We start from the raw sequence: 20,953 nt of genomic DNA, 5'->3' as shown, positions 1-20,953 counted from the left end.
AGCAACACGATGTTCACTGGAATCATCGCCGAACGCGGCACGGTCGTCGCGCTCGAACAGCAGCAGGGCAGCGCGGTCCTGACACTGGATGTGCCGACCCTGGCAGACGACCTCGGGCTCGGCGGCTCGATAGCCGTCAACGGGGTATGCCTGACAGCCATCACCCGTGAGGGCGGACGGATCGATGTCGACGTGATGGGGGAGACCCTGGACCGCACCACCACCGGAAGCCTCAAGGCGGGCGACCTGGTGAATCTGGAACGCTGCGTCCCCGCGGGTGGGCGTCTGGACGGACACGTGGTCCAAGGCCACGTCGATGGAGTGGGTGCTCTGCTGGAACGGGAGAACCAGGGAACCTGGGATCGCCTGCGCTTCAGCGTCCCGGCACAGCTCGCACGGTATATCGCGGAGAAGGGTTCGATCGCGATCGACGGCGTCTCCCTCACGGTGACCGCCGTCAGCCCTGCGGACGCGCCGGAGCAGTGGTTCGAGGTCGGCCTGATCCCCATCACCCTGGCGGAGACGGGCCTCGGGGCCAAGCGCCCTGGTGAGGGAGTCAACCTCGAAGTGGATGTGCTCGCCAAGTACGCGGAGCGGCTGCTGGCGTTCCTGGACAGGGGACTGTCGTGAACGGCTCGAGGCACGGCGGACTGGACCCGATCGACGACGCGGTGAAGGCGATCGCGGCCGGACGCGCCGTCGTCGTGGTGGATGATGAGGACCGGGAGAACGAGGGCGACATCATCTTCGCGGCGGAGTTCGCCACGCCCGCCCTCATGGGATGGACCATCCGGTACAGCTCCGGCGTGATCTGCGCACCGTTGACCGGTCGGCAGGCCGAGCGGCTGGCGCTGCCTCCGATGGTGGAGGACAACCAGGACGCGAAAGGCACCGCCTACACGGTCAGCTGCGACGCGGCCGCGGGGATCAGCACCGGCATTTCGGCCACGGACCGGGCCCGCACGGTCCGTCTCCTGGCATCCGAGGAGAGCCGCGCAGAGGATCTGACCAGGCCAGGGCATATTTTTCCGTTGCGTGCTGTTGAAGGGGGAGTGCTCGTCCGTCCCGGACACACGGAAGCCGCAGTGGATCTCTGCCGGCTCGCCGGCGTGTCGGAAGCGGGCGTGATCGCCGAGATCGTCCATGACGACGGTGAGATGATGCGTCTGGACGCCTTGCGGGACTTCGCGGCCACACATGGCTGCCCGTTGGTGTCCATCGCGGATCTGATCGAGCACCTGTCCGAGGACGGGAGTCGGCGTGAACGGCACGGCATGGTGGAACTAGAGGAGGAACAATGAGCACCGAACACCGTGGTGGGAAGCACCCCGTCAGCGGCGGCCCGATTGTGAAGCTGCCCACGGCCTTCGGCGAATTCGTGGCCCAGGCGTGGACCGATGAGGCCACCGGAGTGGAGCACCTGGCCGTCAGTTCCCCGAACCAGCCGAGCGACGGGCAGGCGCCTCTGGTGCGTCTGCACTCCGAATGCCTGACCGGAGACGTGTTCGGCTCCTACCGTTGCGATTGCGGTGAGCAATTGGCTCTCGCCCTGAACCTGATTCGCGAGCAGGGCGGCACTCTGCTCTACCTCCGCGGGCAGGAAGGCCGTGGGATCGGCCTGGCCAACAAGATCAAGGCCTACGCGCTGCAGGAGGCCGGATTCGACACGGTCGAGGCCAACGAACAGCTCGGCCTGCCCGTGGATGCACGGTGCTACAAGGCGGCGGCTCAGATCCTCGCGGAGATGGGCCTGAACGAGATCAGGCTGCTGAGCAACAATCCGGACAAGGAGCAGCGGCTCGCGGCCGCCGGCGTCCGCGTCGTCGAGATGGTACCCACCGAGGTGCCGAGCCGCGACGAAAACCTGCGCTACTTGCAGACCAAGAAGGACCGCATGGCGCACCGCTTGAGCCTCGGAGTCGAGGACGTCGAACTCGAAAACGGGAGCGCCTGATGCCGAGCATGCAGCACAGCACATCGAAAGTGAGTGAATCATGAGTGGACACGGAGCCCCCGCACTGGTCGTCGATGCGACGGCGAGCGGCGAGCCTCTGAAAGTGGCGGTCATCGCGGCCAGCTGGCACCGCGAGGTCATGGACGGCCTGCTCGCCGGCGCCTCGGCCGCGGCCAAGGACGCCGGTCTGCCCGAGCCGACGGTCGTCACCGTTCCCGGTACTTTCGAACTCAGCGTCGCGGCCGCCCGGCTGGCCCCGCACTACGACGTCCTCGTGGCGCTCGGCGTGGTGATCCGCGGAGGGACCCCGCACTTCGAGTACGTCTGCCAGGCGGCCACCGAAGGGCTGACCCAGGTCTCCGTGACCAGTGGGGTTCCGATCGGTTTCGGGGTGCTCACCTGCGATAACGAGCAACAGGCGCTGGACCGCGCGGGTCTGCCCGGTTCTGCTGAGGACAAGGGCCGGGAGGCGCTGGAGGCAGCCGTCGTAACCGCCCTGACGCTGCGGGCGCTCGGCGCCTGAAGCGTGACTTCAGATGACGTCGTGGCCGAGATCACTCCGGTGTGCGACGTAACGCCCCGGCCCGTTTCGGGCCGGGGCGCCGGTTCACAGTAGGGTAGAGCCGTGAAGAATTTCGAGGCGCTCTTCGCTGAATTGAGCGAAAAGGCCGTCACCCGGCCCGAAGGTTCCCGCACCATCGCGGAACTGGACTCGGGCGTCCACGGGATCGGCAAGAAGGTTGTGGAAGAGGCCGCCGAAGTCTGGATGGCGGCGGAGTACGAGTCCGATGAGGCTGCTGCCGAGGAGATCTCGCAGCTGCTGTACCACCTGCAGGTCCTGATGATCGCCAAAGGTCTGCGTCTCGAGGACGTTTACAAGCATCTATAGCCGCTCGGCGCTCAGCGCCAAGCGGCCGGCGCTGTTCTTCCTGCGCCCCCGAGTGCGGAGAACGGCTCAAGTCTGACAGAACATTTCGGGCTTCATGCCCTCTCGACGAAAGATGCTTGATTCCATGTTGCGTGTAGCAGTCCCCAACAAGGGCTCCCTCTCGGAAGCCGCCGCCGCCATACTCGCCGAGGCCGGTTACCGGCAGCGGCGTGACAACCGTGAACTGGTCATGGTCGATCCCGACAACGACGTGGAGTTCTTCTTCCTCCGGCCCCGCGACATCGCCGTCTATGTGGGGCAGGGCACGCTCGACGTCGGCATCACCGGACGCGATCTCCTGCTCGACGCGCAGGTTGAGGCCGAGGAACTGCTGAAGCTCGGCTTCGCGGCGTCCACCTTCCGCTTCGCAGGTCCCGTCGGTGACTTCCAGGAGATCTCCCAGCTGGCCGGCAAACGACTGGCCACGAGCTACGACGGACTCCTGCGTGACTATCTCGCCGAGCGAGGCATCGATGCCCGGGTCGTCCGGCTCGACGGCGCAGTGGAGTCCTCAGTCCGGCTGGGTGTGGCCGATGCCATCGCCGACGTCGTGGAGACCGGCAATACGCTCAAGACCGCCGGCATGGAGATCTTCGGGGAGCCGATCCTGAAGTCCGAGGCGGTGCTGATCGGACGTCCGGGCGAGCGCAATGCAGCCGTCGACGTTCTCATCCGACGCCTTCAGGGTGTTCTCGTGGCACGCCAGTACGTGCTGCTGGATTATGACATCCGCAAAGACCTGGTCGAGGAGGCCGCCGCCCTGACCCCGGGTCTGGAGTCTCCGACCGTCTCGCCCCTGCGGGACTCGGACTGGGTCGCCGTGCGCTCCATGGTGCTGAAGAAGTCCACGAACCAGATCATGGACGAGCTCTACGAACTGGGAGCACGGGCCATCCTGGTCAGCGGCATCCACGCCTGCCGGATCTGACCCCGGACGCGAGCGAACAGGAGGAAGCATGGCAGTCGCCATCCGTGTCATTCCCTGCCTCGATGTCGACGCCGGACGCGTCGTCAAGGGCGTCAACTTCAAAGGCCTGCGCGATGCAGGCGATCCAGTGGAACTCGCCCACCGTTACGACCGGGCTGGAGCCGATGAGCTCACCTTCCTGGACGTCACGGCCAGCTCCGGCAATCGTGAGACGACCTTCGACGTCGTGCGCCGTACCGCTGAGGAGGTCTTCATCCCGCTCACTGTGGGTGGCGGCGTCCGCGGCGTGGCCGAGGTCGACAAGCTGCTGCGCTTCGGTGCGGACAAGGCGTCCATCAACACCGCGGCGGTCGCCCGGCCGGAGGTGATCGACGAGATCACCCGTCATTTCGGCTCCCAGGTCCTGGTGCTGTCGGTCGACGCCCGCCGGGTTCATCCCGAGGAGGGGCCGACGACCCCGTCCGGTTTCGAGGTGACCACTCATGGCGGGCGCCGGGGCACCGGTATCGATGCCATCGCGTGGGCGAAGGAGGCCGCTGATCGCGGAGTAGGTGAGATCCTGCTGAATTCCATCGATGCGGACGGCACTAAGGACGGCTTCGATCTGGAGATGATCCGGGCCGTCCGTGCGGCCGTGAACATCCCGCTGATCGCTTCGGGAGGAGCCGGTGTCCCGGAACATTTCCCGCCGGCGATAGCCGCCGGAGCGGACGCCGTACTGGCGGCGTCGATGTTCCATTTCGGACCGGATGACATGATCGCCCAGGTCAAGGCCGCGATCAGGAACGCCGGATACGAGGTCAGGTGACCATTGCATGAGGGAGGGGCCCGCCGTACGGCGGGCCCCTCCCTCATGCAGATACGTGCGTGCAGGTGCTGGTGGGGGCTTATGCTCCCAAGGTTGCAGACCGGAGCAGGGCGATGGCGTCCGGCTGGCCTTCGAACGAGACGAGAGCGTGCGATGCACGGCCGTAGGCGTGCATCATGAGCTCCCCGGGATCGCCGAGGATCGCCACCGAGTCGGGTGCGCGACGGGCGACGTGCCGTGGTCCGTTGGGCCGTACCAGCACGATTCCCAGATCTACGCCTCGGTAGAGGAAAGCAGCCCGGCGGATCACGTCCGTCCAGAGGGCATCGGCATAGGCCTCGTCGAGGGCGCGAGGAGCCCAGCGATCGGCCGCCCGGCGAACGTCCTCGGCATGCACGAAGAACTCGGCCAGATTCCCCAGCTCTGCGACCGGGGGGACACGGAAGGGCGAAAGCTTCGGGGGACCGGCGCGGAACTGCTCCACCAAGCGGACGTATCCGTCCTCGTCCAGACCCGCCGCCAGCTCGTTGATGGCCTTGTCGGTGCTCGGGGCGAAAGCCTTGAACGCCAGGCCGAGAGCGAGGCGCGGCTTGTTCTCGCGCACGTGCAGATGAGCCGCGAGATGGCGTGTCTGCCAGCCTTCGCAGAGCGTGGGCGCGTCAGGGCCGGCCGCAAGGAGGGTTTCGGCCAGGAAATCTCGGGAAGGAGCCACGAATCGCATCACTGTGAACGTAACATGAGAGCCCGTCAGGAGACGTGCACGACGTGCTGAGAGACGAAGCATTGCGCGCACCCCGGTCCGGAGCCGGCGATGGAACTGCCCGGCACCATGAGGTGAGCCGTGCCGTACTAGACTGGTTGGCGATGTCTGAACAGCCCATTCCCCCTCTTCCCGGTACGCCCGCGGGCGCCGAACTCGCTCCCGAAGTGGCCTCCCGGCTCAAGCGCGACGAGCACGGCCTGGTGGCCGCCATCATCCAGCAGCATGACAGTGGCGAGGTCCTCATGCTCGGCTGGATGGATGACGAGGCGCTGCGCAGGACCCTCGGCACTGGTCGGGTGACCTTCTGGTCGCGGTCGCGGCAGGAATACTGGCGTAAGGGCGACACTTCAGGGCATGTCCAGTGGGTGCGTTCCGTCGCGCTGGACTGCGACGGCGATGCGTTGCTGGTGCGCGTCGACCAGGTGGGCGCCGCCTGCCACACCGGAACCCGCACATGTTTCGACGGCCGCGATCTCGCCGCCGTCGTCGGTCCTGTCGAGGATCATGACGCCACCACCGAAGGGACCCGCTAGTGCTGGAGACCACCACCCTGACCCCCAGCCTCAATGAGTTCCGCGCTCTGGCCCGTGAGCACCGGGTCATCTCCGTCACCGTGAAGGTTCTGGCCGACGCCGAGACGCCCATCAGTCTGTACCGCAAGCTGGCGCTCGACTCCGACGGTGCGGGCAAGCCCGGCACCTTCCTGTTCGAATCCGCCGCGGTGGGCGGCTCGTGGAGTCGCTATTCGTTCATCGGCGCGCACAGCCGTGCCACCCTGACGACTCGCGACGGCGAGGCACACTGGCAGGGCGAGCCGCCCAGCGGGGTCCCTGTCTCCGGCAATCCGGCCGAGGCCCTGCGCTTGACCCTGGAGGCCTTGCGCACGGAACGCCACGCGGAACTGCCCCCCCTGACCTCCGGTCTGGTCGGTTTCGTCGGATGGGAGGCGGTGCGGCACTGGGAAAAGCTGCCGCATCCGCCCCAGGATGACCTGGCGCTGCCGGAAATGGCGCTCAACCTGGTCAGCGATATCGCCGTGCACGACAACGTCGACGGCTCGGTGCTCCTGGTGGCCAATGCCATCAACATGGACGACAGCCCGGAGCGCGTCGATGAGGCCTACCAGGATGCCGTGGCCCGCCTTGATGCGATGTTGCTCCGGCTTCAGACACCCGTTCCCGCGGCGATCTCCGCCCTCCGCCCGGCCGGGGACTATCTCGATTCCGTACGGCACCGCTGGCCCGAGGCCCAGTACCTCGAAGCGATCGACCGAGGCAAAGAGGCCATCCGGGACGGTGAGGTCTTCCAGGTGGTGATCTCCCGCCGTTTCGAGCTGGACAGCGAGGCCAGCGCGCTCGACGTCTACCGGGTTCTGCGTAACAGCAATCCCAGTCCCTATATGTACCTCTGCAACTTCCAGGACTCCTCGCTACGCCCTTACGCGGTCGTCGGCTCGAGCCCGGAGGCCCTTGTGACAGTCAAGGAACGCGACGTCATCACGCATCCCATCGCGGGTTCCCGCCCGCGAGGCAAGAGCCACGACGCGGATCAGGCGCTTGCTGAGGAACTGCTCGCAGACACCAAGGAACGCGCCGAGCACCTGATGCTCGTGGACCTCTCCCGGAATGACCTCTCCAAGGTCTGCACCGCGGGAACGGTGGACGTCACACAGTTCATGGAAGTGGAGCGGTTCAGCCACATCATGCACCTGGTGTCGACCGTGGTGGGCCGGTTGGCACCGGGATCCACCGCGTACGACGTGCTCGCAGCGACTTTCCCGGCCGGGACTCTTTCGGGCGCGCCGAAGCCGCGCGCGCTGAGCCTGCTGGACGAATTGGAACCACATCGGCGCAGTGTCTACGGCGGTGTCGTCGGATACCTCGACTTCGCGGGCGATATGGACATGGCGATCGCCATCCGTACCGCCCTGCTCCTGGAGGGGACGGCGTACGTGCAGGCCGGCGGCGGCATCGTCGCCGACTCGCACAAGCCGGATGAGGCGCTTGAGACGGTGAACAAGGCGGCCGCCCCGCTGCGGGCCGCCCACCTGGCCGCCTTCCTGGAGGATGCCCGGACCGGCCTGGCGACCGCGTTGGCGGCGGAGGACGCATGAGCAGCCGTCCTGCCCCGCGCTGGAGCCGCAAAGCGCTTGTCGTCCTGATCACCGTCCTGATCGCCGTGGCCGCCTTCGGCACCACCACCCAGTCGTGGATCAATGTGATCCCGGCCTCGGACGGTGTCAGAATGCCCGAGATCCACGTGCCGGGAAGCAAAGCCGCCACCGCGGTCACGGCTCTCGCCGTGGTCGGTGTGGCCGGAGCGATCGCCAGCAGCATCGCCGGACGGATCGCCCGCTGGGTCATCGCCGCAGCCATCGCCCTCGCGGGTGCCGGCATCGTGGCCGCAGGGTCCACGGTGCTGAGCGACCCGAAGGCCGCCGCCCAGGGGGAGATCGCCCGCCAGACCGGTGTCTCGAACGGGCCGGCGCAGCTGGCGCTCACCGCTTTCCCGAGCCTCGCCGTCGTTGCCGGCGGGTTGCTGGTGCTCTGTGCGCTGTGGCTGATTCTCGCCTCCCGCCACTGGGTCACGCGGAGCAAGTACGACGCCGGCACACGCCGCAGCGCGGCCGTGGCCCCTGTGGATGAGGCCGACGACGGCGAACCGCTCGACGCGATCGACAGCTGGGACCGTCTGAGCAGGGGCGAAGACCCCAGCTGAACCGCCTGCGGGGGCATCCCACCATCCGGGCAGAAGCCGCCGGGATGCACGGAACCGCACCCAATCAATGGCAGAATGTAATCAGTTCCATCCTTGAGGAGTATCACCATGAGCAAAGCCACTGTTTCCGCCAACGAATCCGCCGCGTCCCACGCCGACGAGATCGGTCACGGCAACAGCCCGGCAGCCTGGACCTGCGTCGCCATCATGCTCGTCGGCGCGCTCGTGTCCTCCATCGCCTTCGTCCTGGCCAGCACCCCCGTCTTCTGGGGCGGCATCGGTGTCATGGTGATCGGTCTTCTGGCCGGATTCGCCATGCGTAAGGCCGGCTACGGCGTCGGTGGCAGCAAGCTCAAGAACAGCCACTGAGCTGTGACCGTCCTCGACGACATCATCGCGGGGGTCAGGGAGGACCTGCAGGCCCGCCGTCTGCCGCAGAACGCCATCGAGGCAGCCGCTCGTGAGGCGGTCCCGGCCCGGGACGCCTGGCTTGCCCTCGGTGGGGGAGAGAGCGATCCGGCCCTGCGGGTCATCGCCGAGATCAAGCGCAGCAGTCCCTCCAAGGGACAGCTGGCCGGCATCGGCGATCCGGCCGCGCTGGCTGAGCAGTACGCGGCCGGTGGCGCCTCCGTCATCTCGGTGCTCACCGAGCGACGCCGGTTCGGAGGCAGTTTGGATGACCTGGACGCCGTGCGTGCGCGGGTCGATGTGCCACTGCTGCGCAAGGAATTCACGGTCGACGAGTACCAGATCTGGGAGGCCCGTGCTCACGGTGCCGATCTGATCCTGCTGATCGCCGCGGCGCTGGACGATGCTCAGCTCGCGGACTTCAGCGCTTTGGCCCATGAGCTGGGCATGAACGTGCTGCTGGAGACCCACACCCGTGACGAGATCGACCGCGCGGCTGCGGTCGGCGCCCGCATCATCGGTGTGAATGTCCGCAATCTCAAGACGCTCGACGTCGACCGCTCCGTTTTCGGGGCCCTTGCCGAGTCCATTCCGGACGGTGCGATCGCCGTAGCGGAATCGGGGGTCAGGGACCTCGACGACGTCAGCCACTACGCCTCCCAGGGCGCCCAGGCGCTCCTGGTCGGCGAAGCCCTGGTCAGGACCCAGGATCCCCAGGCTCTTCTGCGGGACTTCCGCAGGGTGGGGACTCAGGCGATGACCGCACGCCGCTCCTGAGCGGGTGCACGACAGAGCCGACGGCGGCCGGGCCGTCGTCGGCGGCAAGCTCAACCAGGTAAGGACGGTGAGTGCGATGGCCGAGGAGGCCCCGCAGACCCCCGGACAGGACCACGAGCCGGTTGACGGCTTCCTGTCCCAGCAAGGGCCGCTGCGTCACGCAGAAGGCCCCTATTTCGGTGAGTACGGCGGCCGCTGGATGCCCGAGTCGCTCATCGCCGCCCTGGACGAGCTCGAAGACACCTTCAACAAGGCCCGGCTGGACCCCGATTTCCTGGCCGAGATCTCCGAGCTGAACAAGAACTACTCCGGCCGCCCCAGCCTGCTTACCGAGGCCAAGCGCTTCTCGGCCCACGCGGGCGGTGTCCGGGTGTTCCTCAAGCGCGAAGACCTCAACCACACCGGTTCCCACAAGATCAACAATGTGCTCGGGCAGGCGCTGCTGGCCAAGCGCATGGGCAAGACGCGCGTGATCGCTGAGACCGGTGCAGGCCAGCACGGTGTCGCCTCCGCGACCGCCGCCGCGCTCCTCGGTCTGGAGTGCGTCGTGTACATGGGTGCCGAGGACTGCCGCCGTCAAGCCTTGAATGTGGCCCGGATGCAGTTGCTGGGTGCCACCGTGGTGCCGGTGACGAACGGTTCGCAGACGCTCAAGGACGCGATCAACGAGGCCTTGCGTGACTGGGTCACCAACGTCGATAACACGCATTACCTCCTCGGTACGGCCGCCGGGGCCCACCCCTTCCCGGCCATGGTCCGCTTCTTCCACGAGGTCATCGGTGACGAGGCCCGTGAGCAGATCCTTGCCCAGACCGGCAAGCTGCCGGACGCCGTGAGCGCCTGTGTGGGCGGAGGGTCGAACGCCATCGGCATCTTCCACGCTTTCCTGGACGACCCGAGCGTGGCACTCTACGGTTTCGAGCCGGGCGGCGACGGCGTGGAGACCGGCCGCCATGCGGCCACCATCACGCTCGGGCGTCCCGGGGTGCTGCATGGAGCGCGTTCGTACCTGATGCAGGACGAGGACGGCCAGACCGTCGAGTCCCACTCCATCTCGGCAGGCCTGGACTACCCGGGCGTCGGCCCGGAGCACTCTTATCTGCACGACATCGGCCGTGTGAACTATGAGCCGGTCACCGATACCGAGGCCATGGAGGCTTTCCGGCTGCTCTCGCAGACCGAGGGCATCCTGCCCGCCATCGAGTCATCCCACGCTCTGGCCGGCGCCATCAAGGTCGGGCAGCGCCTGGCTGAGGGCAAGGACGATCCGAGCGAGCTGATCGTGATTGTCAACCTCTCCGGACGGGGTGACAAGGACGTGCAGACGGCAGCCGAATGGTTCGGGATGCTGGACGAGGACGGGAAGGTCCGGGGCACCACGCTGTCCACGCGCCGCCCCGCGAAGGCCAAGGAGGCCCAGGCATGATCCGCTCCAAGGCCGCAGAGGCCATCGACCGCGCCAAGGCTGAAGGCCGCAGCGCCCTGATCGGCTACCTGCCCGCCGGATACCCCGATGTGCAGCTCAGCATCGAGGCCGGGATCGCCCTGGCCCGCAACGGCGCCGACATCATCGAGATCGGCATCCCGTACTCGGATCCGGTGATGGACGGTCCGGTCATCCAGGCCGCCACCACCGAAGCCCTGGCGAACGGTTTCCGGGTGGCCAGCGTCTTCGACGTCGTCAAGGGCATCACCGATGCCAGCGACGCGGCCGTCGTGGTCATGACCTACTGGAACCCTGTCATGCGGATGGGCGTGGACGAATTCTCCCGTCGTCTGGCCGAGGCCGGGGGAGCTGGCCTGGTCACCCCCGATCTCATCCCCGACGAGGCCGATGAGTGGATCGCCGCCTCGGACAAGTATTCTCTCGACCGGATCTTCCTGGTCGCGCCGTCGTCGACCCCGGAGCGACTGGCCATGACCGTCGCCGCGAGCCGCGGTTTCGTCTACGCTGTCTCGGTCATGGGCGTCACCGGTGCGCGCAATGCGGTGAGCAACGTCGCCGAGAGCCTGGTGGCCGCCACGCACGCGGCCGGGGCCGAGCGGGTCTGCGTCGGGCTCGGCGTATCGCGAGCCGAACACGTCCGTGAGATCGCCTCCTACGCCGACGGCGTGATCGTCGGTTCGGCGCTCGTCTCCGCTTTGCGCGATGGCGGCGTGGCCGCGGTCGAGGAACTCACCCAGGAACTCAGCGCCGGTTTCAGCCCGGCGGGATAGGAACACGGCATGCACAGCGTCCTGATGGCGATCCCGGCCAGCATTCCCAGCCCGCAATGGTCAGGTTTCGAACTCGGCCCACTCGCCATCAAGGCGTATGCGCTGTGCATCCTGCTCGGCATCGTGGTCGGGCTGTGGCTGACCGCCGTGCGCTGGAAGCGGCGTGGTGCCCCCGAAGGGAGCCTGTGGGACATCGCCATCTGGGCGATCCCGTTCGGCATCATCGGCGGGCGTCTGTACCACGTCGTCTCCTCACCGGATCAGTACTTCGGCCCGAACTTCGACGGCACCGGGGACCTCAGCCTGATCCCGCAGATCTGGCGCGGCGGTCTGGGCATCTGGGGAGCCGTATTGCTCGGTGCGGTCGGTGCGTGGATCGGCTGCCGTCGTGCGGGCGTCAAGCTCACCGCGTTCATGGACGCTGCGGCACCCGGGCTGCTTCTGGCACAAGCCATCGGACGCTGGGGCAACTGGTTCAACCAGGAGCTTTTCGGTGCCCCGACCACACTGCCATGGGGCCTGGAGATCGATCCGAACAGCCCGAACTTCCCGGCCGGCACGGCCCCTGGGACGCTCTTCCATCCGACGTTCCTCTACGAGAGCCTCTGGAACGTGCTGGGGGTGGTGATCCTGCTGCTGCTCGATCGCCGCTTCCACTTCCGCAGGGCCCGGCTGTTCGCGTTGTACGCGGCCTATTACTGCCTGGGCCGGGTATGGATCGAATTGCTGCGCATCGACGATGCCGAGCACATCACGCTGTTCGGTGTCACGACACGCCTTAATGTCTGGACCAGCCTTTTCGTGCTGATCGCGGCGCTCCTCTACTTCATCCTCGCCGGAATCCGTTCGTCCAGGGCATCGGGAAGCGTCTATCTGAAGGGGCGTGAGCCTCGCGAGGAAGACCTTGAGAACAGTCACGAAGCGGAACTTGGCATCCAGAATGCGGAAAGTTCCGTCTCAGATGCTGGTCCTCGTGGTAGTCTCGCTGAAACATCAGGCGAAGCCGCGGACAATGAAGTTCCCGCGGCCGTCCACACTACGGCGGAGAAAACCACTGAACCCGCCGAGACGGAAGACCACGAAGAGTCCTCAGAAGGACAGGCGCGGAGCTAGATCAAGCTCCGGCCGACGTGGAGAAGCCCCGCACCAAGGGCGCCTCCGGGTGGCGGAACCCGCCATGCTGTAACCATTCGTACGGTGACCACCGGTGACCTACAATCGCTAGTATCAAATCGCCTTGTTGCGCCCGTCACAACGACGTGCGAACGACTGGGGCCAACGGTGTCCCCTCCATAAGCTCGACCAGGAGGAAGGACGCTTCGTCATGACTCATACGCGGAACCCGGTGCCCGGCACCCACGACGTGGATGCTCAGCAGCCCGTCAACCCGTTCACGCGCTTCGCGGCCCTGCCCGCCGAGGGTGGTCTCTACCGCCCGGAGCAGGAGAAGGACGCTTGCGGCCTGGCCGTCATCGCGACCCTTCGCGGTGAACCCGGCTACGACATCGTGGCCAACGCCCTGCACGCGCTCCGCAAGCTGGAGCACCGCGGCGCCGTCGGCGCTGACGAAGGCACCGGCGACGGCGCCGGCCTCCTGACGCAGATTCCCGACGAATTCTTCCGGGCCGTGCTGCCCTTCGAACTGCCCGCTGCCGGGCGATACGCCGTCGGCACCGCCTATCTTCCGGCCTCCGCTCACGAGGCCGATGCCGCCCGTGCCGGGCTCGAAGGACTTGCGGCCGAGGAAGGCCTCACAGTGCTCGGCTGGCGCGAGGTCCCGGTGCAAGCGGAGCTGGTCGGCGCAATGGCGAGGGCCTGTATGCCGTACTTCGCACAGCCCTTCTTCGCGGACCCCGATGGCGCCGATCTGGGCCGCGATGAACTGGACCGCAGAGTCTGGCGCATCCGCAAGCGCGCCCAGAACCGTTTCGGTGTCTACTTCCCCTCGCTGTCCAGCCGGACGATCGTCTACAAGGGCATGCTGACCACCGCCCAGTTGGAGCCGTTCTACCCGGATCTCTCGGACACCCGTTTCAAGACGAAGCTCGCGATCGTTCACTCGCGCTTCTCCACGAACACCTTCCCCTCCTGGCCGCTGGCCCAGCCGTTCCGGACCATCGCCCACAATGGCGAGATCAACACGGTCAAGGGCAACCGGAACTGGATGAGGGCCCGGCAGTCGCAACTCGGCAGCCCGCTCCTGGGAGACTCCCCGGAGGAGCTGTACCCGGTGTGCACCCCGGGCGCCTCGGACTCGGCTTCCTTCGATGAGGTGGCAGAGCTGCTCTGGCTCTCGGGACGCCCCATCTCCCACGCCATCATGATGATGATCCCGGAGGCCTGGGAGAACCACGCCACCATGGACCCCGCCCGCCGGGCGTTCTACGAGTACCACTCGATGCTCATGGAGCCGTGGGACGGACCTGCTGCGGTGTCCTTCACCGACGGCAATCTGGTCGGCGCCACGCTGGACCGCAACGGTCTGCGGCCGGGCCGTTACTGGATCACCGAGGACGGCATGATCGTCTTCGCCTCCGAGGTCGGGGTGCTCGACATCGAACCGGCCAAGGTCGTCAAGAAGGGACGTGTCGCTCCGGGCAAGATGTTCCTGGTCGACACCGGTGAAGGCCGGATCATCGCCGACGAAGAGGTGAAGGCCGAGATCGCGGCCTCCAACCCGTGGGCCGAGTGGGTCGAGCAGAACCTGATCAAGCTGGACGACCTTCCGGAACGTGAGCACGTGGTGCACACTCCGGCGTCGGTGAACATCCGGCAGCGGACCTTCGGTTACACCACCGAGGAGTTGAAGATCCTCCTGGGGCCTATGGCCCGCACCGGTGCCGAACCGCTCGGTGCGATGGGATCCGACACCCCGGTCGCCGTGCTCTCGGAACGCCCGCGGCTGCTCTTCGACTACTTCGTGCAGTCTTTCGCCCAGGTGACCAACCCGCCGTTGGACGCCATCCGCGAAGAGCTCGTCACCTCGATGCGCTGCGCCGTCGGGCCCAATGGCAACATGCTGGACACAGGACTGATCCGGCAGCCGCAGATCGCCCTGCCGTTCCCGGTCATCAACAACGACCAGCTCGCGAAGATCGCGAACATGGAAGGCCCGGAGGGCGAGCGTGTCGCCATGAAGGTTCGTGGTCTGTACCGTCCCGAAGGTGGCGAGCAGGCTCTGCGCACCCGCATCAAGGAGATCTGCGAGCAGATCTCCAGTGCGATCAACCGCGGCGTTCAGTACGTGGTGCTCTCGGACCGTGACTCCAATGCCCAGTGGGCGCCGATCCCGTCTCTGCTTCTGCTCTCCGCGGTGCACCACCACCTCCTGCGCAGCGCCAACCGCACGAAGACCGCTCTCGTGGTCGAGGCGGGCGACGTCCGTGAAGTGCACCATGTCGCGGTCCTCATCGGCTACGGCGCTTCCGCCGTCAACCCGTACCTCGCCATGGAAAGCGTCGAGGAACTCATCCGCACCGGGGACCTTCAGGGGGTCAGCGCCGAGGCAGGCGTCTACAACCTGATCAAGGGCCTCGGCAAGGGCGTCCTGAAGATCATGTCCAAGATGGGCATCTCCACGGTCGCCTCGTACTGCGGCGCGCAGACCTTCGAAGCGCTGGGACTCTCGCAGGACCTGGTCGACGAATTCTTCGCAGGGACGCACTCCCAGCTGGGTGGTGCCGGTCTGCACGTCATCGCTCAGGAGGTTCTCCAGCGGCATCGCTTCGCCTACCCCGAGGAGGGCATCGAGCTGCCTCACAGCCCGTTGTACGGCGGAGGCGAGTACCAGTGGCGCCGGGACGGCGAGCCTCACCTCTTCAACCCGGAGACGGTGTTCCGCCTCCAGCACGCCACACGTGAACGCCGCTACGACATCTTCAAGGAGTACACGCGCGGCATCGACGACCAGTCGGGCAAGCTGATGACCCTGCGCGGACTCCTGACGTTCAAGAACGGCCAGCGTGGCCCGGTGCCGCTCGAAGAAGTCGAACCCGTCTCCTCGATCGTCAAGCGCTTCTCCACGGGCGCCATGAGCTATGGCTCCATCTCGAAGGAAGCCCACGAAACGCTTGCGATCGCGATGAACCGGCTCGGTGCCAAGTCCAACACCGGCGAGGGCGGCGAGGACGTCGATCGCCTTCTGGACCCGGAGCGCCGTTCCGCGATCAAGCAGATCGCCTCCGGCCGCTTCGGTGTGACGAGCCTGTACCTGAGTAACGCGGACGACATCCAGATCAAGATGGCCCAGGGAGCGAAGCCCGGCGAGGGCGGTCAGCTCATGGCTCAGAAGGTGTACCCCTGGGTGGCCCGGACCCGCCACTCGACCCCGGGTGTCGGCCTGATCTCCCCGCCGCCGCACCACGATATCTACTCGATCGAGGATCTCGCCCAGCTCATCTACGACGCGAAGCGGTCCAACCCTTCGGCGCGTGTGCACGTCAAGCTGGTCTCCGAGGTCGGCATCGGGACGGTGGCGGCCGGCGTGACGAAGGCGAAGGCCGACGTCGTGCTGGTGTCCGGTCACGACGGTGGCACCGGCGCCTCGCCGCTCAATTCGCTCAAGCACGCAGGGGTGCCCTGGGAGCTCGGCCTCGCCGAGACTCAGCAGACGCTCATGCTGAACAATCTGCGCGACCGTGTGGTGGTGCAGGTGGACGGACAGCTGAAGACCGGGCGCGACGTCGTCATCGCCGCACTGCTGGGCGCTGAAGAGTATGGTTTCGCCACAGCGCCCCTCGTGGTCTCCGGCTGCATCATGATGCGGGTCTGTCATCTCGACACCTGCCCGGTGGGTGTGGCCACTCAGAATCCGGAGCTGCGCTCCCGTTTCAGCGGCAAGCCGGAGTTCGTGGTCAACTTCTTCGAGTTCCTCGCTGAAGAGGTGCGGGAGATCCTTGCCGAGCTCGGCTTCCGCAGCCTGGAAGAGGCGATCGGGCACTCCGAGTTCCTGGACAAGGAGGCCGCCATCTCGCATTGGAAGGCGTCCGGTCTGGACCTCGACCCGATCCTGAACGGTCTGGACTTCGATGAGGACGCCCCGCTGCGCAACACCACGGGCCAGAACCACGAACTGGACCAGCACTTCGACCAGCAGCTCATCAGGCTTTCGGCCGACGCCCTGGAACGCCGTGAGCCGGTCAAGATCGCACTGGACGTGGTGAACACGGACCGCTCCGTCGGCACCATGCTGGGTCACGTCGTGACCAAGACGTTCGGCGTGGACACCCTGGCTCCCGGAACCATCGACATCAGCCTGAGCGGAACCGCCGGGCAGTCGCTCGGTGCCTTCCTGCCGGCCGGGATCACCCTCCGGCTGGACGGAGATTCCAACGACTACGTGGGCAAGGGTCTTTCCGGCGGCCGTATCATCGTCCGCCCGGACCGCAAGAACGTCTTCCCCGCGGAGCGCAATGTGATCGCAGGCAACGTGATCGGCTACGGTGCCACCAGCGGCGAGATGTACCTGCGAGGACAGGTGGGGGAGCGCTTCCTGGTACGCAACTCCGGTGCCACTGCCGTGGCGGAAGGCATCGGCGACCATGGTTGCGAGTACATGACCGGCGGCCAGGCCCTGGTCCTGGGCCGGACCGGACGCAACTTCGGCGCAGGGATGTCCGGCGGTACCGCCTACGTGCTCGATCTGAGGCCCGAGAAGGTGAACACGCAGGCGCTCGACAACGGCGAGCTGCGGCTCCTGGAACTTGACGCCGAGGACCGTGAGATCGTGTACGGGCTCCTGAAGCGGCACGCCGAGGAGACCGGATCCCAGCTGGCTGCACGTCTGCTGGAGAACTTCGACGACACCGCGGCGCGGGTGACCAAGGTCCTCCCGCGCGATTACGCAGCAGTGCTGCAGACTCGTTTGGACGCACTCGAAGAGGGCCTGGACCCCGATGGAGAAGAAGTGTGGTCCCGTATTTTGGAGGTAACCGGTGGCTGATCCCCGTGGCTTTCTGAAGGTCCGCGAACGCGAGACCCAACCTCGCCGTCCCGTTCCGGTCCGGATCATGGACTGGAAGGAAGTGTACGAGGCACAGGAGAAGGGCGTCCTGAAGAGCCAGGCCGGCCGCTGCATGGATTGCGGCGTGCCGTTCTGTCACCAAGGCTGTCCGCTCGGGAACCTCATCCCGGAGTGGAACGACCTGACCTGGCGGGACCGCGGTGAGGAGGCCATCGAACGGCTCCATGCCACCAACAACTTCCCGGAGTTCACCGGGCGGCTGTGCCCGGCGCCGTGCGAGTCGTCCTGCGTGCTGGGTATCAACCAGCCCGCCGTGACCATCAAGCAGGTGGAGGTCTCGATCATCGACCAGGCGTTCTCTGAGGGCTGGGTCACCCCGCTGCCGCCGACCCGCCTGACCGGCAAGACGGTCGCGGTGGTCGGGTCCGGTCCCGCGGGCCTGGCAGTCGCCCAGCAGCTGACCCGCATCGGCCACACCGTGGCCGTGTACGAGCGCGACGACAAGATCGGCGGACTCCTGCGGTACGGCATCCCGGACTTCAAGATGGAGAAGGAGCACCTGGACCGTCGTCTCGAGCAGATGAAGGCTGAAGGCACCCGCTTCCGCCCCGGGGTCAACGTCGGGGTGGATGTGACCTGGGAGCAGCTGCGGCGCCGCTACGATGCGGTCGTCGTGACCACGGGCTCCACCACGCCCCGTGATCTGAACATCCCCGGGCGTGAGTTCGACGGGGTGCACTACGCGATGGACTATCTGGTGCCGGCCAACCGGGTCGTCGCCGGTGAACAGCCTGCCGGGCACATCGACGCACGCGGCAAGCATGTCGTCATCCTCGGCGGCGGTGACACGGGTGCCGACTGCATCGGAACCGCACACCGTCAGCAGGCCGCCTCGGTCACGACGCTGGCCATCGGCAAGCAGCCGCCGGCGGAACGCCCGGTGCATCAGCCCTGGCCGATGTACCCGACGCTCTTCGAGGTGGCCAGCGCCCACGAAGAGGGCGGCGAACGAACCTACCTCGCGTCCACCGTCGAGTTCGTGGGCGAGGACGGTCGCCTGACCGGCGTGAAGCTCGCCGAGACGGAGTTCGTGGACGGCAAGCGCGTGCCCAAGGCCGGTACCGAGCGGGTCATCCCGGCCGATCTCGTCTTCCTGGCGCTCGGCTTCACCGGGCCGGAAGCGGCCGGGATCACGGAGCAGATCGACGCCGCATTCGACGGGCGGGGCAACCTGAGCCGCGATGCCGAGTACATGACCACGACGGAAGGGGTCTTCGTCGCCGGAGACGCCGGTCGCGGTCAGTCCCTGATCGTCTGGGCCATCGCCGAGGGCCGCGCCTGCGCCGCCTCCGTCGACCGGTTCCTCATGGGGACCACCATCCTGCCTTCCCCCGTGGCACCCACGGATCGGGCCATCTCGCTGCTCTAGGCCCAAAGGCCGGCACGGGATTTTCAACAGAAGTCAACCTTCCGGAAAAAGCGAAGAACTAGGTTAGGTATATGAGACGCGCAAAGATTGTGGCCACCTTCGGCCCCGCCCTGGGCAGCTATGAGAAGGCCGTGGAGGTCATTCAGGCGGGCATGAACGTCGCCCGACTGAACATGAGCCACGGCGATCACGCCATGCACGACGTCAACTACGAGAACATCCGCAAGGCCTCGGCCGAGCTCGACGTCGCCGTCGGCATCATGGCTGATCTGCAGGGCCCCAAGATCCGTCTGGGCAAGTTCGTCAACGATGAGAAGCACTTCCTGAATGTCGGCGACCACTTCACCATCACCACCGAGAACGTCCCGGGCACCAAGGAGATCTGCTCCACGACCCTGAAGAGCCTCACTGAGGACGTCCGCGCCGGTGACACCCTGCTCATCGACGATGGCAAGGTCGCTCTCAAGGCCCTCAGCGTCGACGAGGTCAAGGTCGTCGCCGAGGTCACCGTCCCGGGTTTCGTGTCCAACAACAAGGGCATCAACCTGCCGGGCGTGGCCGTCAACGTCCCCGCCCTGAGCGAGAAGGACGAGACCGATCTCCGCTGGGCCCTGCAGCGCGGCGTGGACATGATCGCCCTGTCCTTCGTCCGTGACGCCAAGGACATCACCCGGGTTCACGAGATCATGGAGGAGGAAGGCCGGAAGATCCCGGTCATCGCCAAGGTCGAGAAGCCCCAGGCTGTGGACCAGCTGCACGAGATCGTCGATGCTTTCGACGCCATCATGGTGGCCCGTGGCGACCTCGGCGTCGAGCTGCCGCTCGAAGAGGTCCCTGTGGTCCAGAAGAAGGCCATCGCCGAAGCCCGTCGCTGGGCGAAGCCGGTCATCGTCGCGACCCAGGTGCTCGAGTCCATGATCGAGAACCCCCGCCCGACCCGCGCCGAGGCCTCGGACTGCGCCAACGCCGTGCTCGACGGCGCGGACGCCGTCATGCTCTCGGGCGAGACGAGCGTGGGCCAGTACGCGATCGAGACCGTCAAGACGATGGCCCGGATCATCGAGTACACCGAGGAGAACGCGCTGGATCTGGTCCCGGCGCTGGGCTCCAAGCCCAAGACCCGTGGCGGTGCCATCACGCTGGCCGCCGTCGAGATCGCGGATCAGCTCGACGCCCGGTACATCTGCACCTTCACACAGTCCGGCGACTCGGCCCGCAGGCTCTCCCGTCTGCGCCCGAAGAAGCCGGTCTACGCCTTCACCCCGGTGGACCAGGTACGCAACTTCCTGGCGCTGACCTGGGGCATCCAGCCGATCCAGGTGCCGATGGTGGGCCACACCGATGCCATGACCGCGCAGGTGGATTCCTTCCTGACCGAGGAGAACCTGGTGGACGACGGTGATCTGGTGGTCATCGCGGCCGGTTCGCCTCCCGGACAGGCCGGTTCCACCAACTCGATCAAGGTCCACAAGATGGGCGACCTCGCCGACATGGACAAGGCGAGTGGCGAGGACCGGCGCGAGCCGATCGGTCCCTGGCCGACCAAGAAGAAGAAAAAGAAGCAGTAAGCAGGCTTCACGCGGGGCGGTCCTCAAGGGCCGCCCCGCGGCGTTTAAAGGGGCGGTGGCTTTGCGGTTGGGTTGCGTGTCTTGGGGGCCTGTCCCGTGGCGTCCCGGCCCGGCTTAACCAGCCGCCTGGTCCTCGCGCGGCCGGTCCATTGCCGAGCGTGTTGTCGAGCCAGCCCTGTTGTCGAGTCCGCTACCGAGGGCGCGAGTCAGCGACCGCGGGTAGCTGACTCGCGCCCTCGGTAGCGGACTCGGCAGGGGGTGGAGGATTCAGCAGGGGGCGGCGGACCGATGGGCTGTGCCTGGCTGTACTGGGGGGTCTCTGTGCGGGGCAGCGGCGGAGCCGGCCATCCCGAACAACGACGGCGGCGGGGGGGCCGCCCCCCGGGGGGGGCGCCCCCCCCGGGGGGGGGGGGGGGGGCGCGCCGCCCCGCCCCCCCCCCCCCCCCCCCCCCCCCCCCCCCCCGCCCCCCCCCCCCGCGCGCCCCCCCCCCCC

At 66.9% G+C, this 20,953-nt stretch carries 19 protein-coding genes; 18 read left to right on the top strand and 1 reads right to left on the bottom strand.

Annotated elements, in window-relative coordinates:
• Window positions 1–9 precede the first annotated feature (9 nt).
• The 7 genes from ACIPXZ_RS02870 to hisF all read left to right on the top strand — a co-directional run bounded on the left by ACIPXZ_RS02870 (window position 10) and on the right by hisF (window position 4,618).
• A complete protein-coding gene (locus ACIPXZ_RS02870; protein WP_400590632.1) occupies window positions 10–630 on the top strand; it encodes a riboflavin synthase in 621 nt (206 codons plus the stop codon).
• Window positions 627–1,301, top strand: coding sequence for a 3,4-dihydroxy-2-butanone-4-phosphate synthase (gene ribB / locus ACIPXZ_RS02865; protein WP_400590631.1), 675 nt, complete (start codon window positions 627–629; stop codon window positions 1,299–1,301). The genes ACIPXZ_RS02870 and ribB overlap by 4 nt, the downstream gene beginning before the upstream one ends.
• Window positions 1,298–1,954 carry a GTP cyclohydrolase II gene (gene ribA / locus ACIPXZ_RS02860; RefSeq protein WP_400590630.1) on the top strand — a complete coding sequence of 219 codons (657 nt, stop codon included), beginning with the start codon at window positions 1,298–1,300 and terminating at the stop codon, window positions 1,952–1,954. The genes ribB and ribA overlap by 4 nt, the downstream gene beginning before the upstream one ends.
• A 40-nt stretch (window positions 1,955–1,994) precedes the next feature.
• Window positions 1,995–2,477, top strand: coding sequence for a 6,7-dimethyl-8-ribityllumazine synthase (gene ribH / locus ACIPXZ_RS02855; protein ID WP_400590629.1), 483 nt, complete (start codon window positions 1,995–1,997; stop codon window positions 2,475–2,477).
• A 102-nt stretch (window positions 2,478–2,579) separates the two neighbouring features.
• The gene (locus ACIPXZ_RS02850; RefSeq protein WP_400590628.1) at window positions 2,580–2,843 is read left to right on the top strand and encodes a phosphoribosyl-ATP diphosphatase; all 264 of its coding nucleotides are present in this window, start codon (window positions 2,580–2,582) and stop codon (window positions 2,841–2,843) included.
• A 124-nt stretch (window positions 2,844–2,967) separates the two neighbouring features.
• A complete protein-coding gene (hisG, locus tag ACIPXZ_RS02845; protein ID WP_400590627.1) occupies window positions 2,968–3,810 on the top strand; it encodes an ATP phosphoribosyltransferase in 843 nt (280 codons plus the stop codon).
• 28 nt (window positions 3,811–3,838) lie between these two features.
• Entirely contained in the window at window positions 3,839–4,618 is a 780-nt protein-coding gene (gene hisF / locus ACIPXZ_RS02840) for an imidazole glycerol phosphate synthase subunit HisF (RefSeq protein WP_400590626.1), read from the top strand.
• Window positions 4,619–4,697: 79 nt separating this feature from the next.
• Here hisF and ACIPXZ_RS02835 read toward each other — a convergent pair whose 3' ends face one another.
• Window positions 4,698–5,339: a TIGR03085 family metal-binding protein gene (locus ACIPXZ_RS02835; RefSeq protein WP_400590625.1), complete on the bottom strand. Its 642-nt coding sequence runs from the start codon at window positions 5,337–5,339 to the stop codon at window positions 4,698–4,700.
• 143 nt (window positions 5,340–5,482) lie between these two features.
• On the opposite strand from ACIPXZ_RS02835, the gene hisI reads away from it, so the two are divergent.
• The 11 genes from hisI (at window position 5,483) to pyk (ending at window position 20,460) form a co-directional block, all read left to right on the top strand.
• Window positions 5,483–5,914: a phosphoribosyl-AMP cyclohydrolase gene (gene hisI, locus ACIPXZ_RS02830; RefSeq protein WP_400590624.1), complete on the top strand. Its 432-nt coding sequence runs from the start codon at window positions 5,483–5,485 to the stop codon at window positions 5,912–5,914.
• Complete coding sequence (locus ACIPXZ_RS02825; protein ID WP_400590623.1) at window positions 5,914–7,494, top strand: anthranilate synthase component I; 1,581 nt, start codon at window positions 5,914–5,916, stop codon at window positions 7,492–7,494. Before hisI ends, ACIPXZ_RS02825 begins: the two co-directional genes overlap by 1 nt.
• Window positions 7,491–8,099, top strand: a complete 609-nt coding sequence (locus ACIPXZ_RS02820) for a Trp biosynthesis-associated membrane protein (protein ID WP_400590622.1) — start codon at window positions 7,491–7,493, stop codon at window positions 8,097–8,099. Before ACIPXZ_RS02825 ends, ACIPXZ_RS02820 begins: the two co-directional genes overlap by 4 nt.
• A 108-nt stretch (window positions 8,100–8,207) precedes the next feature.
• Window positions 8,208–8,468, top strand: coding sequence for an HGxxPAAW family protein (locus ACIPXZ_RS02815; protein ID WP_400590621.1), 261 nt, complete (start codon window positions 8,208–8,210; stop codon window positions 8,466–8,468).
• 3 nt (window positions 8,469–8,471) lie between these two features.
• On the top strand, window positions 8,472–9,284 hold the full coding sequence (trpC, locus tag ACIPXZ_RS02810) for an indole-3-glycerol phosphate synthase TrpC (protein ID WP_400590620.1): 813 nt from the start codon (window positions 8,472–8,474) through the stop codon (window positions 9,282–9,284).
• A gap of 76 nt (window positions 9,285–9,360) precedes the next feature.
• Window positions 9,361–10,710: a tryptophan synthase subunit beta gene (gene trpB / locus ACIPXZ_RS02805; RefSeq protein ID WP_400591082.1), complete on the top strand. Its 1,350-nt coding sequence runs from the start codon at window positions 9,361–9,363 to the stop codon at window positions 10,708–10,710.
• A complete protein-coding gene (trpA, locus tag ACIPXZ_RS02800; protein ID WP_400590619.1) occupies window positions 10,707–11,501 on the top strand; it encodes a tryptophan synthase subunit alpha in 795 nt (264 codons plus the stop codon). Before trpB ends, trpA begins: the two co-directional genes overlap by 4 nt.
• 9 nt (window positions 11,502–11,510) lie before the next feature.
• Complete coding sequence (lgt, locus tag ACIPXZ_RS02795) at window positions 11,511–12,614, top strand: prolipoprotein diacylglyceryl transferase (RefSeq protein WP_400590618.1); 1,104 nt, start codon at window positions 11,511–11,513, stop codon at window positions 12,612–12,614.
• A gap of 211 nt (window positions 12,615–12,825) precedes the next feature.
• Window positions 12,826–17,442, top strand: a complete 4,617-nt coding sequence (gene gltB / locus ACIPXZ_RS02790) for a glutamate synthase large subunit (protein WP_400590617.1) — start codon at window positions 12,826–12,828, stop codon at window positions 17,440–17,442.
• Window positions 17,435–18,892 carry a glutamate synthase subunit beta gene (locus ACIPXZ_RS02785; RefSeq protein ID WP_400590616.1) on the top strand — a complete coding sequence of 486 codons (1,458 nt, stop codon included), beginning with the start codon at window positions 17,435–17,437 and terminating at the stop codon, window positions 18,890–18,892. Before gltB ends, ACIPXZ_RS02785 begins: the two co-directional genes overlap by 8 nt.
• 71 nt (window positions 18,893–18,963) lie before the next feature.
• Window positions 18,964–20,460: a pyruvate kinase gene (gene pyk / locus ACIPXZ_RS02780; protein WP_400590615.1), complete on the top strand. Its 1,497-nt coding sequence runs from the start codon at window positions 18,964–18,966 to the stop codon at window positions 20,458–20,460.
• The last annotated feature ends 493 nt before the right edge of the window (window positions 20,461–20,953 follow it).

Origin of the sequence: Arthrobacter sp. NPDC090010 (assembly GCF_044748305.1) — a bacterium.
Lineage (GTDB): Bacteria > Actinomycetota > Actinomycetes > Actinomycetales > Micrococcaceae > Arthrobacter_E.
The sequence above is the reverse complement of the archived record's forward strand: the minus strand, read 5'-3'. Positions and strand labels throughout refer to the sequence as shown.

Bases quoted from the DNA above. Each gene is read 5' to 3' on its own strand.
- ribH (WP_400590629.1), top strand. From the start codon at position 1,995: ATGAGTGGACACGGAGCCCCCGCACTGGTCGTCGATGCGACGGCGAGC.
- ACIPXZ_RS02870 (WP_400590632.1), top strand. From the start codon at position 10: ATGTTCACTGGAATCATCGCCGAACGCGGCACGGTCGTCGCGCTCGAA.
- ACIPXZ_RS02835 (WP_400590625.1), bottom strand. From the start codon at position 5,339: ATGCGATTCGTGGCTCCTTCCCGAGATTTCCTGGCCGAAACCCTCCTT.
- gltB (WP_400590617.1), top strand. From the start codon at position 12,826: ATGACTCATACGCGGAACCCGGTGCCCGGCACCCACGACGTGGATGCT.
- hisI (WP_400590624.1), top strand. From the start codon at position 5,483: ATGTCTGAACAGCCCATTCCCCCTCTTCCCGGTACGCCCGCGGGCGCC.
- trpB (WP_400591082.1), top strand. From the start codon at position 9,361: ATGGCCGAGGAGGCCCCGCAGACCCCCGGACAGGACCACGAGCCGGTT.
- trpA (WP_400590619.1), top strand. From the start codon at position 10,707: ATGATCCGCTCCAAGGCCGCAGAGGCCATCGACCGCGCCAAGGCTGAA.
- hisF (WP_400590626.1), top strand. From the start codon at position 3,839: ATGGCAGTCGCCATCCGTGTCATTCCCTGCCTCGATGTCGACGCCGGA.
- lgt (WP_400590618.1), top strand. From the start codon at position 11,511: ATGCACAGCGTCCTGATGGCGATCCCGGCCAGCATTCCCAGCCCGCAA.
- ACIPXZ_RS02815 (WP_400590621.1), top strand. From the start codon at position 8,208: ATGAGCAAAGCCACTGTTTCCGCCAACGAATCCGCCGCGTCCCACGCC.
- ribA (WP_400590630.1), top strand. From the start codon at position 1,298: ATGAGCACCGAACACCGTGGTGGGAAGCACCCCGTCAGCGGCGGCCCG.
- hisG (WP_400590627.1), top strand. From the start codon at position 2,968: ATGTTGCGTGTAGCAGTCCCCAACAAGGGCTCCCTCTCGGAAGCCGCC.
- ACIPXZ_RS02820 (WP_400590622.1), top strand. From the start codon at position 7,491: ATGAGCAGCCGTCCTGCCCCGCGCTGGAGCCGCAAAGCGCTTGTCGTC.
- pyk (WP_400590615.1), top strand. From the start codon at position 18,964: ATGAGACGCGCAAAGATTGTGGCCACCTTCGGCCCCGCCCTGGGCAGC.